Below are 14,489 nucleotides of genomic sequence, written 5' to 3' on the forward strand. Positions count from 1 at the left end.
CCACCGGCCTTGCCGGTCCGTGGCGACGAGGGACCAGGGCGCCAGCCGCGCCGATTTGCTGAGGAGACCGCGCATGGAACGCTTCCGGACTGCCGTCGATGCCACCTTGTCCCTGCGTCCCGACCAGCCTGTCTACTGCTTTCGCCCCGCGGTGCTGCGGGAAGATGCCCAGGCCTTCAAGGCGTCCTTCCCCGGCAAGACGGCCTATGCGGTGAAGACCAACGGCGAGCCCTTCGTCCTGCAGACCCTGGCCGATGCCGGCATCGACTGCTTTGATGTGGCCTCGCCGGCCGAGTTTGCCGCCGTGCGGGCGGTCGCGCCAACGGCCGAGATGCTCTACATGCACCCGGTCAAGGCGCAGTCGGACATCCGGCTCGCGCTGGAGACCTACCGCATCCGCACCCTGTCGCTCGACCATGAGGACGAGGTGGCGAAGATCCTGCGGATCGTGCGCGCGCTCGACATCGACCCCGGCGAGATCACCCTGTTCGTCCGCCTGGCGACCAAGGGCCATGCGGCCTACGAGCTGTCGAAGAAGTTCGGCGCCGCGCCGGCCCATGCGGTGGAACTGTTGCAGCGGATCGACCGCATCGGCTTCCGCTGTGGCCTGTGTTTCCATGTCGGCAGCCAGATCGAGGATGCGCAGACCTACGAACGTGCGCTGGCCTCGGCCGACTGGGTGCGGGCCCGGGCCGGGGTTCCGATCCGCGAGCTGGATGTCGGCGGCGGCTTTCCGGCCGTCTATGGCCACGATCCGCGCCGCAAGACGCCGGCGATGCCGGATCTGGCTGACCTGATGGCGGAGCTGCGCAAGGACATCGCCGACTGGGGCTTCGACACGATGCCGCTGGTGGCAGAGCCGGGGCGGGTGATCGTGGCGCGCTCGATCTCGCTGATCGTGCGGGTCCTGCTGAAGAAGGGGCGCCGGCTCTACATCAACGACGGGATCTGGGCCTCCCTGTCGGACAGCTGGACCGGCAAGATCACGCTGCCGGCCCGGTTCATTCCCGATCCGGCACGCCGGCGGCGGGTCGGCAATGCGGGCGAGATCGTTCCCTTCAAGGTCTGTGGCGCCACCTGTGACAGTGTCGACATCCTGTCGCGCCCCTTCTGGCTGCCGGAAACGGTCGATACGGGCGACTGGATCGAGATCGGCCACATTGGCGCCTACAGCCTGTCGCTGCGAACGCATTTCAACGGCTTCTATCCCGATACGGTGGTGGAGGTGGACGAGCCCTTCCATGCCGGCGACGCGCCGCAGGGCTTTGCCTCGATCGAGACCATGGCCGACTGAGGCTGCCGTCGGCCGGCGGCAGCCAGATGCGCAGAGGGGCCGCCCGTGAGGGCGGCCCCTCGCATGTCCGCCTCCGGTCTCGGGGGCAGGGCAGGGGATGACCGGTGGCGGAGAGCCTTTGCCCGCGCGGAGCGCGGGCGGGCGCGGGTGCGGCGCTGCCGTTACTGGCAGAAGCGCTGCTCGCCGGCGTAGGTGGTGTAGGTGCCCGTCTGCGGGTTGAAGCTGCGGTACCGGGCGCGGCAGTAGTCGTACCAGGCCGGGCTCCAGGGCTGGTAGCCCACACCCTGGCCGCCGGCGACCTGACCGCCATGCACGATGATCGGATGATCATCGACGGGAACGCTCGGTTCCGGGATCCGGCCCACGCCGCCATAGCCGCCACCGTAGACCGGGCTGCCATAGACCTGTCCGCCATAGCCGCCGCCATAGACCGGGGCGGGCGCCGGCGGGTAATAGGCCGGCGGCGGTGGGGCCGAGGTGCTGCTGTCGCTCATCGCGCCGAACAGGATCGCGCCGGCGGCAAGGCCGATGATGCCGGCAGCGATCGCCGCATCGGTGTTGTCGGACTTGCGCTTGCGGTCCGGATTGTAGGGGCGGTGACGGTAGTCGTCGTCCCAGTCGTTGCTCCAGCCGTGGCGGCCACCACGCTCACCCCAGCCGTCGCCGGCGAGAGCCGGGCCTGCAACCGGAACCAGCATGCTTGCGGTCAGGGCAAGGGCGACTGCACTGCGCTTGAAGCGGGTCATCTCTTGAACTCCGTGCTCGGAACGCTGTCCGTTCCTTCGATGGTGTCACTCTCGCACGCGGCCACTGAACGCATCCTGAGATCGCCGTTCATCTGCCGTTCATCTTTGCAGTCCTGTCCAAAAGAGGCCGGCGAGGCTGCATTCGGGACCGGAAGCCGGTAGACTGGCGGTGAGGGAGATCTGCATCTTACAGGAAGACAAGATGGCTGAAACGCCAAAGAAGAAGGATGTGCTGCAGGACACCGACGATGCCGCCCGTCGTCAGGCCAAGGGGCTGATGCGCCTGGCCCGGCACGGGGCGCTGGCGGTGCTGGAGCCGGAAACGGGTCACCCGATGTCCAGCCGGGTGGCCGTCGTGTGCGATCTCGACGGAACGCCGGTGATGCTGGCCTCAAGCCTGTCCGGCCACAGCGCCGGCCTTGCGGCCGACCCGCGCTGCTCGCTGCTGCTCGGCGAACCCGGCAAGGGCGATCCGCTGGCCCATCCCCGGATCACGCTGCTGTGCCGCGCCCGGAAGCTGGAGCGGGAGACGGGCGAGCATGCGAGGCTGCGCCGGCGTTACCTCGCCCGCCATCCGAAGGCGGAGCTCTATGTCGACTTTCCCGACTTTGCCTTCTACCGCCTCGAGATTGAGCGGGCGAGCCTGAATGGCGGCTTCGGCAAGGCCTTCGCCCCGACGCGCGAGGATCTGGTGCTTCCGGAGGCAAGCTGGACCCGGCTGGAGTCCTTTGAGGCCGGCGCGGTCGCCCACATGAACGAGGATCACGCCGACGCGGTGAAGCTCTACGCGGAAGTGCTGTGCAAGGCGGGCGAGGGAAGCTGGCGTCTGGCCGGGCTTGATCCGGAAGGGCTCGACCTGCAGGCCGGTGACCAGTCGGCCCGGTTGTGGTTCGACACGCCCCTCGAGCATCCGGGCGACCTGCGCGCAGCCCTCGTCGACCTTGCCGGCAAGGCGCGGGCAACACAGGTGACTTCGGGTTAGCCCGGCATCCTCCGTCATCCCGGATCAGCGGCTCGCTTGCGCTCGCCTTGTCCGGACTGACGGGAGAGATTGAACCAGCTGGTTGAAATGACAGTGCCGGGCCCGGTCCAGGGACCGGGCCCGGATGGTGCTGCCTGGCGGTTCAGGCCGCGCGGATGTGCAGCAGGAAGTCGTCCAGTTCCCGGCGCAGGAGCTCCGACTGGCGCGTGAGATCCTCGACCGTGGACAGGACCTGACGCGCGCCGGCACTCGAATCGACCGCACTCTCGCGCACCTGGACGATGGTCTGGGTCACCTCCTGGCTGCCATTGGCGATCTCGGCAACGTTGCGGGCAATCTCGGCGGTGACCGCGTTCTGTTCCTCGATGGCGGAGGCGATGGCGGTCATCTGCTCGTTGATGAGACCGATCGACTGGACCATGTCGCCGATCGACCGTTCGGTCGCGACCGAGCCGGACTGCATTTCGCCGATCTGGCGGCTGATGTCGTCCGTGGCCTTGCCGGTCTGGTTGGCCAGGGCCTTGACCTCGGCGGCGACGACCGCGAAGCCCTTGCCGGCCTCCCCGGCGCGGGCAGCCTCGATGGTCGCGTTGAGCGCCAGCAGGTTGGTCTGGTCGGCGATGTCGTTGATGAGGCCGATGACCTCGTCGATGCGCTGGGCGGAGACGGCGAGGCCGCTGACCGTCGTGCTGGACTGGTCGGCCGTGGTCCGCGACTGCCCGGCCGACCGCAGGGCGAGGGTGACCTGCCGGCTGATCTCGCGGATCGAGGCGGCCAGTTCCTCGGATGCGCCGGCCACCGACTGGACGCCGGCCGTCGACTGTTCGGCAGCGGCGGCCACGGTGTTGGCCTGGCTCGAGGTGGTCTCGGCGTTGCGCGCCATCTGGTTGGCGGCGCGCTCGAGCTCGAGGATCGCGTCCGAGATATGGTCGGCCACCTGCTTCACGCTGGCCTCCAGATTGTCGGCCAGCCGCAGCATCAGGGCGCGCTTCTCGGCCTCGATACGCTGCTCTTCCTCGCGCATGTGCTCCTGCAGCTCCCGCATCTCGATCAGTTTCTGGCGGAAGGTGGTGAAGGCGGTCGCAAGCTGTCCGATCTCGTCGCGGTTGCGCACCCGGATCTCGACCGTGGTGTCGTCCTGCGCCAGCCGGTTGAGCCCATGGGTCACCGTGCGCAGCGGACGGCTGATGCCGTAGATCGCGAGGTAACTGGCAACCAGCAGGCCGAGGCCGATCGCAATGGCCGAGACCAGGACGAGCTTCACGAGCCCGTTCTGTTCATGCTGATAGGCGGCCGTGGCCGATGCTTCCGTGGCAGCGTTCAACTCGGACAGAAGATCGGTCAGCGCGGTGTCGAGCTTCTCCTGCTTGACTTCCAGCGTGGTGGCGACGGTGGATGCCTCCGCGATCCGGCCCTCGCGGATCAGGGCCTTCAGGCCTGCTGCCCCGTCGGCATAGGACTTGTGCTCGGCCTCGATGGCCTTGAGCTTGGCCAGGAAAGAGCCGAACAGCGCCCGCTCCTGCTCGTCCCGGGCCAGCCTCATGACCGCTTCTGCCCGGGCCTCAGCCAGCAGGATTTCTTCATCGACCTCCCGGTTCAGCTGGTCGAAGTTCTGGATGAAGGTCTCGGTGTTGCGGCCGTCAGCGGTGATCTGTCCGGCGCGGAAGATGCGCTCCAGCAGCACGGCCTGTTCGAGCTGGCGTGCCGTTACAGTTGAGACTGTTGCCGTCAACGGGATCTTCGCGTCCGCGATCCCTTGCAATTCCTTGCCGATCGACGCCATCTGGATCACGCCGACCGAGGCGACGGCGATCATGGCTGTTGCGAGAAAAATGACGATGCCAAGGATCTTGGCCGATACAGAACGCAAGGCAGACGCGTGCTGACCTACATTGCTCATGACTATCCCCATTGCACGCAGGAGTCGCTTTTTCATCCTCATGCCTGTTCGGTAAGGATGTCTGGCTCCCGCTTTGCGTTGATGTGTCACATGGTGTCCGTCCTGAGCGAATAGTCCGGTAAGTTAATTAATAAAATTGTATACAACCTGCCAGTGGCGAGACTGATTGAGAATTCTGCCTTAACGGCACCTTGCGCGAATTGCCAAAAAAAGGCCGGACGATTGCTCGCCCGGCCTGTCAATTTTCACGAGGTCCGATTACTTCCAGACCACGTCCTTGTTGCGGACGGTGATCAGGGAAATGTCGCAGTAATCGATGTCGGCATCGATGTAGGTGCCATCGGTGAAGTCGATGCGGGTGCGGACGACGCAGGAGCCTTCGTCAGTGCCGAAGTCCATGTCGAAGGTCTCGCCCGGGGCGACATTCTCGGAGAGCCAGTTCTGGCTCCAGGCGCCGTTTTCCTGCGTGCGGAACGACGTCACATGCGATTCGGACTTGTTTTCCAGGTTGAACACCCAGCTGCCTGCGGACGCAAAGCCTGCGCTGGCGATCAGCAGAGCGAGCGAGGCACCCATCGAAACGAACTTCATTTAAGTCTCCCAATTGCGACATGTCGCAAAGACATCCGCGGGCTGCGGATGTCATTGGTCTAGCAGAAAATGCTTATGAAACTGTGATCTACATCGCAGCTGCGGCGCGTGCGGCCTGTTCATAGTTGCCCGAGATGGTGCGCAGCGCAGCAGCGAGGCGGGACAGTTCCTGCTCGTCCAGTCCGATCGACTTGACCGGTTGTACCAAAAGCGCTTCACGCAGCCTGCGATACTCAAGACAGGCGCGTTCACCTTCCCTTGTTATGGAAGCCGTCTTTTCCTTGCCGCGCCTGCCCGAGACGATCAGGCCCGCCTGTTCCAGCTTCTTCAGGGCATAGGTCACCGTGTGCGTGTCCTCGATGTTCAGCACCAGGCACACATCGGCCAGCGTCTTCTCGCGGCCGCGGTGATTGACCTGATGCAGCACCTGCACTTCCAGCGGGCTCATGGCCGGAACACCGGCAGCCGCCATGCAGCGCACCATCCAGCGCTGGTAGGCGTTGACCATCATGGTGACGGCAAACTCGATCTCGGACAGGGCCGGCATCGCGCCCGAGGCAAGGTGCGAGGCCGATACGATCGGGCCGATCGGCGGCAGGTCGGGCTTGTCGTCATCCTGGGTCATCGCGGCTCCGTCCGGGTCCAGAGGGGGAAGAGACTGCATGATGGCATCTTGTCGATATTTTATCGACAAATTCTTTTTGTCGCGCTAGGCTCCCCTCACAAGTCCGGCTGCGGGCGACAGAAGCCGCGCCGGAACACCGGTTTTGCATTTGGGAGGATGGCATGAGCGGGCAGATCGCGGGTCAGGCTGACGGTCAGTGGGATTTCTGGATCGACCGCGGCGGCACCTTCACCGACATCGTCGGCCGGGCGCCGGACGGCAGCATCCACGCCCACAAGGTCCTGTCGGAAAACCCGGAGGCCTATCGCGATGCCGCCGTGCAGGGCATCCGCGAGCTGATGGGCCTTTCCGCCGGCGCGCCGATCCCCTCCGGCCGCATCGCCACGGTGAAGATGGGCACCACCGTCGCCACCAACGCGCTGCTGGAGCGCAAGGGCGAGCGCACGGCACTGTTCACGACGCGCGGCTTCCGCGATGCGCTGGCCATCGGCTATCAGGCCCGGCCCGACATCTTCGCCAAGGCAATCATCAAGCCGGAGCTGCTCTACGAGCGGGTCTACGAGATCGCCGAGCGCCTGCGCGCCGACGGAACGCTGGAACTGCCGCTGGACGAGGCCGGCGCCCGCGCCGCGCTGGAGGCCGCCTATGCGGACGGCATCCGCTCGGTCGCCATCGTCTTCATGCATGCCTATGCCTATCCGGATCACGAGCGGCGCGTTGCCGCCATGGCGCGGGCCATCGGCTTCCCGCAGGTCTCGGTCAGCCATGAGGTCTCGCCGCTGATGAAGCTGGTGGGGCGCGGCGACACGACCGTCGTCGATGCCTATCTGTCGCCGATCCTGCGTCGCTATGTGGCGCAGGTGCAGGAGGAGCTGGGCGCGGGGCCGCGCCTCATGTTCATGCAGTCCTCCGGTGGCCTGACGGCGGCGGACCTGTTCCAGGGCAAGGATGCCATCCTGTCCGGCCCGGCCGGCGGCGTGGTCGGCGCGGTCGAGACGTCGAAGCTTGCCGGCTTCGAGAAGGTGATCGGCTTCGACATGGGCGGCACCTCCACCGATGTCTGCCATTTCGATGGCACCTATGAGCGGGCCTTCGAGACGGAAGTGGCCGGCGTGCGCATGCGCGCGCCGATGATGATGATCCACACGGTGGCGGCCGGTGGCGGCTCGATCCTGCATTACCGGGATGGCCGCTTCCAGGTCGGACCGGATTCGGCCGGTGCCAATCCCGGCCCGAAATGCTACCGCCGCGGCGGGCCGCTGGCGGTCACCGATGCCAATGTCATGACCGGCAAGCTGCTGCCCGACTTCTTCCCGAAGATCTTCGGCCCCGGCCGCGACCAGCCGCTCGACACCCAGGCGGTGCAGGTGGCCTTTGCCGAGCTGGCCGAGCGCATCGGCGATGGCCGCACGGCGGTCGAGGTGGCGGACGGGTTCCTGCGCATCGCCGTCGAGAACATGGCCAACGCCATCAAGAAGATCTCGGTCCAGCGCGGCTATGACGTGACCGAATATGCCCTGACCTGCTTCGGCGGCGCGGGCGGGCAGTCCGGCTGCATGGTGGCCGACACGCTGGGCATGACCACGGTCATCGTGCATCCCTTCTCCGGTATCCTGTCGGCCTATGGCATGGGCCTTGCCGACATCCGCGCCAACCGGCAGCAGGCGGTGGTCAAGCGGCTCGATGCCGCCCTTTTGCCCGAACTCGCCCGGCTGACCCAGCGGCTCGCCTCGGAGACGGAGGCCGAGCTGACGGGGCAGGGCGTTGCGGCCGCCGACCGCCAGACGCTGTCGCGTGCGCATCTGCGCTACGAGGGCACGGACACGCCGATGCCGGTGCTGCTGTCGTCGGTCGAGGAGATGCTCGCGGCCTTCGAGGAGGCGCACCGCAAGCAGTTCGGCTTTGCCTACGAGAACAAGCCCGTGGTGGTCGAGGCCGTCGAGGTCGAGAGCTTCGGCGGCGGCGCCGGCATTGCCGAACCCGACTGCACGCTGGCAAGCGGCACGGCCACGCCTGCCCGCATGACCCGCTTCTATTCCGCCGGCGCCTGGCATGATGCCGCCGTCTATGCCCGCGCCAGCCTTGCCCCCGGCATGAGCGTCGACGGGGCGGCGCTGATCATCGAGCCGCACCAGACCATTGTCGTCGAGCCAGGCTGGCGCGCGACCATCAACGCCAAGGACCACGTGATCCTGACCCGCGTCGTGCCGCTCGACCGGGCGGCGGCCATCGGCACGCATGCCGACCCAGTCATGCTCGAGGTCTTCAACAACCTCTTCATGTCCATCGCCGAGCAGATGGGCGTGACGCTGCAGAACACCGCCTATTCGGTCAACATCAAGGAGCGGCTGGACTTCTCCTGCGCCGTGTTCGACCGCACCGGCGCGCTGGTGGCCAATGCGCCGCACATGCCGGTGCACCTCGGCTCCATGGACCGCTCGGTCGAGACGGTGATCAAGCTGAACGCGGGCAACATCCGTCCCGGCGACGTCTTTGCCCTCAACGCGCCCTACAACGGCGGCACCCACCTGCCGGACATCACCGTGGTCTCGCCCGTCTTCGATGACGAGGGCCAGGAGATCCTGTTCTGGGCCGCCAGCCGCGGGCACCATGCCGACGTCGGCGGCTCGGCGCCGGGCTCCATGACGCCGCGCGCGACCACGGTCGACGAGGAGGGCGTGCTGATCGACAACTTCAAGCTTGTCGACCAGGGCCGCTTCCGCGAGGCGGAGCTGGTGGAGCTGCTGACCACGCATCCCTATCCGGTGCGCAACGTGCACCAGAATGTCGCGGACCTGAAGGCGCAGATCGCGGCCAACGAGCGCGGCATCCAGGAGCTGCGCAAGATGGTCGACCACTTCGGCCTCGACGTGGTCACGGCCTACATGGGCCATGTGCAGGACAATGCGGAGGAAAGCGTCCGCCGGGTGATCTCGGCGCTCAAGGACAGTTCCTGCGAATATCCGACCGACCAGGGCTCGGTGATCCGGGTGAAGATCACCGTCGACCGGGACAAGCGCGAGGCGACGGTCGACTTCACCGGCACCACCGGCGTCAAGCCGAACAACTTCAACGCGCCCGAACCCGTGACCCGTGCGGCGGTGCTCTACTGCTTCCGCGTCATGGTCGATGGCCATATCCCGATGAATGCCGGCTGCCTGAAGCCCATCCACATCATCATCCCGGATGGTTGCATGCTCAAGCCGGCCTATCCGGCGGCGGTCGTGGCCGGCAACGTCGAGACCTCGCAGCATGTCACCAACGCGCTCTTCGCCGCGCTGGGCGCCATGGCCAATGCGCAAGGGTCGATGAACAACCTGACCTTCGGCAACGCGACCTACCAGTATTACGAGACCATCTGCTCCGGATCGCCGGCCGGTCCCGGCTTCAACGGCACCGACGGCGTGCACACGCACATGACCAACTCGCGTCTGACCGATCCGGAGGTGCTGGAGTTCCGCTTCCCCGTCCTTCTGGAGGACTTCCACATCCGCCCGGGTTCGGGCGGGCAGGGCAAGTGGTCGGCCGGCGGCGGCACCCGGCGCACGCTGCGCTTCCTCGAGAAGATGGACTGCGCCATCCTCGGCTCGCACCGCACCCTGCCGCCGAAGGGCATGATGGGCGGCGGTGACGGCACGATCGGGCGCACGGAGGTGCGGCGGCTGGATGGTCGCATCGAGGTGCTGGCGAGCTGCGACCAGACGGTGCTGGAGGCCGGCGAGGCGGTGACCGTCATCACGCCGACGGCTGGCGGCTGGGGCGCGGCGGACTGAGGCCCGGCCGCGCGGCCGGCGAGACAGCAAGGACGGCGGTGCCGGGGCTCTCGCGGGCCCCGGTCCACGCGTCTGCGGGCGGGCTGGCCCGGCCTCAGAGCAAGGCGGCGATGCCCGCGGTCTCGACCTGGGTGGCCGCCGCAAGCGCGGTCGTGCGCATGCCGGGCAGCAGGCCCGGGCCGCTGCGTAGCCGCTGGCCGAGCCCGGCAACCTGGCGACGCAGGTCGCAGGCGTAGAGATGCAGGCGACCGACCACGGTGCGCGCACGGACGATCTCGCCGGCCGGAACCGCATGCGCGCCGAATTTTTCCTTGTAGGACTGGTCGCCAGCGCCGAAGTTCAGATGCGTGAAGCCACGGTCGCGGGCCCAGTCCTGGATCTTCATGATCAGCACCATGCCTGGCGACAGGCGGCGCCATTCCGGCCCCGAGATCCCGAGCAGGGTGCCGTTGAGACAGGTCTTGCCGCCGATCAGGGCGGCCCCGGCGACGATGTCGCCGCCCGCATCGGCCAGCACCAGGACATGCAGCCGGTTGACCGCATCCGGACGCCGCACCAGCGCGCGGTAGAGCGCAGAGGCGGCCGTCGCGTCGGGCTGGGCCATGCCACGGGCGGCGAAGCTCTCGGCCCGGAGCCTGAGCAGCGTGTCGATGGCCGCAAGCCGGGGCTCTGCCCCCTCGACTTCCCGGAACGTGTAGCCCTTCTGCTCCAGCTTGCGGTACTTGCCCTCATATTCCTTGTAGGCCGAGCGCGACGGTCGCCGGTCCGGGGCGCTGTCGGGCAGGTACATGCTGTACTGGGCAGCCTGCTGGCGTGCCCGCGACACCTGGTCGAACAGGGGATTGGGCTGGCCGTTCACCGTGGCGGTGACATTGGGCAGGCGGATGTAGTCGCCGTCGTGGATCTGCGACAGGAGCCGCTCCAGCGACTGGCTGCGCGTCGCTGGCGGGAGCGCAAGGAAACGCTCGCTCAAAACGGGTGCCGTGATGTCGCAGTAGCTGCTGCCTGGCGCCTGGATGCGGCGAACGCCATAGCTGCGCGTCTGCATCACGGGCAAGGCGACAAGTATTTCGAGCGTCTGCGGATCACGCAGGGTGTGGACGATGATCTTGTGTCCCGCATCAGGAGGTGATGCTTCAAGAAAAGCCGAGAGGAACCAGGCGGACTGAAAGGGCGAGACAGGTGCAAATGTCGGGTTCTGCATGAAGAATGCAGCAACTTCGTCAGCATTGACCAATTCATGACGTTGAGCAGACAACGGAAACATGGCAATCCCGACCAAGAGTTCAGATTAATAATATGTTAATAATCCCTCCGTTTTGAGTCAATTAGCGGTTGTTTTTCTTTTCCGTATCGTTAACGGCTGTTGCTCACTGTTTCCGGTTCGGCCTGGTCCCTGGCCTGCGACAGGGCGGGCCGTGGTGACGTCAGACTGTCATAAATGTGACGTTGTGCCGGATTAGACAGCAGCTTCCGAAGCGTCATGCGGCCGCCGCCCGCCGCAGGCCAGACCGGCCCGCTGCGACCGCCGTCGCGGGGACGAGGTCCGGGCCGGGGCGCCAGACAGACCGGATGCGAAGTCTGGTGCCTTGCCGCGTCTCTTGCCGGAGTTCTGGGCCGGAGTTCTGGGCCGGAGTTTTGGGCCAGAGTTTTGGGCCGGAGTTCTTGGCCAGAGTTTTGGGCCGGGGACCAGACCGCGTGACAGACCGAACCACAGGGGAAGCAGCATGATCACGATCTACCACAACCCGGAATGCGGCACCTCGCGCAACACGCTGGCCATGATCCGTCAGTCGGGTGAAGAGCCGGTGGTGATCGAGTACCTGAAGACGCCGCCGTCGCGGGCGGAGCTCGAGGATCTGGTCCGCCGCTCCGGGCTGAGCCTGCGCGAGGTGATCCGCGAGAAGGGCACGCCCTACGCCGAGCTGGGGCTCGACAATCCGGACCTGACCGACGACCAGCTGCTCGACGCCATGCTGGCGCATCCGATCCTGATCAACCGTCCGCTCGTGGTCACGGAGAAGGGCGTGCGCCTGTGCCGTCCGTCCGAGGTGGTGCTGGACATCCTCCCCAATCCCGCCATCGGCCGTTTCGTCAAGGAAGACGGCGAAGTGGTCGAGGCTCCGGCGGCCTCCTGAGGCGCGGATCCCGCCGGCCTGCGGCCGGCGGACGACCCGGCGGCTACTGGGCCGCCGCCCGTGCGGCCATGGCATCTTCGGGCATGGCCGGCAGGGGCTGGAGCAAGGCGTCATTCGTGCCGCCGGAGGCCGCCTTGCCATCCGGGCCGGAGGCATCGAGGGTCCATTCGCGCACGTCGTCGTCCGCGACCGCAGCGGTCTGATCCGCTGCGTCGGGATGCGGCCGGGACAGCGGCGCCTCGGCAGCGGACATGGTCGAGATGCCCTGCCGCACGGCACCCGGGCGGCCGAACAGGTAGCCCTGCACCAGATCGCAGCCGGCTGCACGCAGCAACGTCACCTGCTCCTGGCTCTCGACGCCCTCCGCGGTGATCTGGACATTCAGCGACCGGCCGAGGCCGATGATCGAGGTGACGATGGCGTCGGTCCCGATGTCGCGGCCAAGCGTGCGGATGAAGCTGCGGTCGATCTTGATCTTGTCGAAGGGGAAGCGGCTCAGGTAGCTCAGCGAGGAGTAGCCGGTGCCGAAGTCGTCCATGGCGATGGTGACGCCGAGGGCGTGGATATCCTCCAGCGTCTCGACGACCGCATCCGTGTCGGCAATCAGCAGGCTTTCGGTGATCTCGATCTCCAGCCGGCGGGGATCCAGTCCGGACTCGGCAATCGCCTTGGCCACCTTCTTCTGGGTCTCTCCGGCCCGGAACTGGGCCGGCGAGAAGTTGACCGCGACGCGCAGGCTCTTGTCCTCCCAGGTTGCCGCCTCCTGGCAGGCGCGGCGCAGGACCCAGTCGCCGATGTCCTCGATGAGGCCCGTGTCCTCGGCCACCGAGATGAAGACATCCGGCGAAATGGTGCCCTTGGTCGGATGCTCCCAGCGGATCAGGGCCTCGTAGCCCTTCAGCCGGTTGTCGTGCAGGGAGAACTGCGGCTGGTAGACCAGCTCGAACTGGTCGAACTTGAGCGCCTTGACGAGCCCGGCCTCGATTTCCTTGCGCTTCTGCGCCTCGGCATCCATCTCCGACGTGTACCACACGAAGGTCGAGCGGCCGGAGTGCTTGGCGCGGTAGAGCGCCAGATCGGCGCAATGCAGCAGACGCGAGGAGCGCCAGCTGCCGTCGTTGGCGCGGGCAAGCCCCATCGACAGCGAGATCTGGATCTCGATGCCGTCGATCACGCAGGGCGCCTTGGTGGCGGCGATCATGTCGCTGGCCATCTTGGTCATGCGCGCCACGTCGGAGTGGCTCGTCACCATGACGGCGAACTCGTCGCCGGACAGGCGGGCAACCAGATGCTCGCCGAAGACGGAGCGCAGCCGGTCGGCAATCACCTGCAGGAAGATGTCGCCGGTGCCGTGGCCGTAGGTGTCGTTGATCGCCTTGAACTTGTCCACGTCGATCAGGATCACGGCGAGGTTGCTCGCCTTGGCATGGGCCAGCCGCAGGGCCTCGTTCAGCTTGGCGCTGAAGACGGCGCGGTTCGGCAGGCCGGTCAGCGGATCATGGTGGGCGAGGAACTCGATGTTGCGGTTGGTGCGCACCACGTCGCGGAAGCGGACCCAGAGAACGAAGGCCGAAATGGAGAGCGAGAAGATGCACAGGGCGACGATCAGCGCGGTGACGATCATCAGCACCCGGTTGACCGAGCCGATGACCTGGCCGATGTCGACCAGCATCAGGCTGGCGCCATAGAGCTGGCCTTCCCGGCGCATCGGCGTGCCGATCAGGGCAAGCGGCTCGACGCCGCCCCACCAGGTGCGGTACAGGGTGGCCTGCGGCGCGCTGCTGTCGTGCAGCAACGCGAGGAACCGGGTGACCTCGTCGGCGGTAACCTGGGCGGCGAAGAAGCGCTCGGGAAGCCCGGCGGTCAGGCGCTGCGCCTGCTCGAGCGACCAGCCGGTCGCGGAGGGAAAGACCACGGCGCTGGCTGCATGAACCGCATCGGAGCCCAGCTCGCGGCGGGCCTGGTCGGCCAGACGCTGGATGTAGGCGGGCGTATCGCCCAGCACGGGCTTGGCGGCCTCCTCGGCCGGCTTCAGCTCGAACGTGTCGGTCAGGGTCGTCAGGCGCAGGCCCTCGGTGGAGATGCGCGGGGCGTTGTCCTGCGCAGCGCCGGCGGGCGTGCGTCCGTGCAGGCTGACGGCCACCTGGCTCCAGCCGCTGATCGCGCTCTCGAGACTGTGGACAAGCAGCCAGCGGGTCATCAGCCGGTTGCTGGCGAAGACACTGGCGGCCAGCAAGGCGATGAGCACCAGAATGGCGCCGACCGTAGCCAGGTTGCGGCGTCGCGAAAGCGGGGTCATTGTCCGGAAAATGCCTTTTTCCAATCCCTGAGTGCTGCCAGTCTAGCGATCAGAGGTTTCGGTCAGGTTTATGGGCCCTCCGTAAGATGTGCGAGGGGCTTGCACTCCAAGGGCCGGTGCCTGTACTGCGAGGAAGATCGG

Annotated in this window: 10 protein-coding genes; 4 read left to right on the forward strand and 6 right to left on the reverse strand. The window is 66.7% G+C overall.

The features are described 5' to 3' along the window. Positions 1 to 73: 73 nt before the first annotated feature. Positions 74 to 1,294, forward strand: a complete 1,221-nt coding sequence (locus GWI72_RS01720; protein WP_161675181.1) for an alanine racemase — start codon at positions 74 to 76, stop codon at positions 1,292 to 1,294. A 161-nt stretch (positions 1,295 to 1,455) separates the two neighbouring features. Here the strand turns inward: GWI72_RS01720 and GWI72_RS01725 are convergent, their stop codons facing one another. Beyond that, a complete protein-coding gene (locus GWI72_RS01725) occupies positions 1,456 to 2,040 on the reverse strand; it encodes a BA14K family protein (protein WP_161675183.1) in 585 nt (194 codons plus the stop codon). Positions 2,041 to 2,242: 202 nt separating this feature from the next. Between GWI72_RS01725 and GWI72_RS01730 the strand changes: the two genes are divergently transcribed. After that, the gene (locus GWI72_RS01730; protein ID WP_161707717.1) at positions 2,243 to 3,022 is read left to right on the forward strand and encodes a HugZ family pyridoxamine 5'-phosphate oxidase; all 780 of its coding nucleotides are present in this window, start codon (positions 2,243 to 2,245) and stop codon (positions 3,020 to 3,022) included. 142 nt (positions 3,023 to 3,164) lie between these two features. Here the strand turns inward: GWI72_RS01730 and GWI72_RS01735 are convergent, their stop codons facing one another. The 3 genes from GWI72_RS01735 to GWI72_RS01745 all read right to left on the reverse strand — a co-directional run bounded on the left by GWI72_RS01735 (position 3,165) and on the right by GWI72_RS01745 (position 6,138). Beyond that, on the reverse strand, positions 3,165 to 4,922 hold the full coding sequence (locus tag GWI72_RS01735; RefSeq protein WP_209000034.1) for a methyl-accepting chemotaxis protein: 1,758 nt from the start codon (positions 4,920 to 4,922) through the stop codon (positions 3,165 to 3,167). Between the two features lie 258 nt (positions 4,923 to 5,180). Next, complete coding sequence (locus GWI72_RS01740) at positions 5,181 to 5,513, reverse strand: hypothetical protein (protein WP_161675186.1); 333 nt, start codon at positions 5,511 to 5,513, stop codon at positions 5,181 to 5,183. 88 nt (positions 5,514 to 5,601) lie between these two features. Continuing rightward, on the reverse strand, positions 5,602 to 6,138 hold the full coding sequence (locus tag GWI72_RS01745) for a winged helix DNA-binding protein (protein WP_161675188.1): 537 nt from the start codon (positions 6,136 to 6,138) through the stop codon (positions 5,602 to 5,604). Between the two features lie 161 nt (positions 6,139 to 6,299). On the opposite strand from GWI72_RS01745, the gene GWI72_RS01750 reads away from it, so the two are divergent. Further along, entirely contained in the window at positions 6,300 to 9,911 is a 3,612-nt protein-coding gene (locus GWI72_RS01750) for a hydantoinase B/oxoprolinase family protein (protein ID WP_161707718.1), read from the forward strand. A 94-nt stretch (positions 9,912 to 10,005) separates the two neighbouring features. Here GWI72_RS01750 and GWI72_RS01755 read toward each other — a convergent pair whose 3' ends face one another. After that, positions 10,006 to 11,115, reverse strand: coding sequence for a GNAT family N-acetyltransferase (locus tag GWI72_RS01755; RefSeq protein ID WP_161707719.1), 1,110 nt, complete (start codon positions 11,113 to 11,115; stop codon positions 10,006 to 10,008). 523 nt (positions 11,116 to 11,638) lie between these two features. Between GWI72_RS01755 and arsC the strand changes: the two genes are divergently transcribed. Continuing rightward, entirely contained in the window at positions 11,639 to 12,049 is a 411-nt protein-coding gene (arsC, locus tag GWI72_RS01760; RefSeq protein ID WP_161675193.1) for an arsenate reductase (glutaredoxin), read from the forward strand. Positions 12,050 to 12,092: 43 nt separating this feature from the next. Here arsC and GWI72_RS01765 read toward each other — a convergent pair whose 3' ends face one another. Beyond that, positions 12,093 to 14,348, reverse strand: a complete 2,256-nt coding sequence (locus tag GWI72_RS01765; RefSeq protein WP_161707720.1) for a putative bifunctional diguanylate cyclase/phosphodiesterase — start codon at positions 14,346 to 14,348, stop codon at positions 12,093 to 12,095. Positions 14,349 to 14,489 lie beyond the last annotated feature (141 nt).

This window comes from Pannonibacter sp. XCT-53 (assembly GCF_009915765.1).
GTDB classification, from domain to species: domain Bacteria; phylum Pseudomonadota; class Alphaproteobacteria; order Rhizobiales; family Stappiaceae; genus Pannonibacter; species Pannonibacter tanglangensis.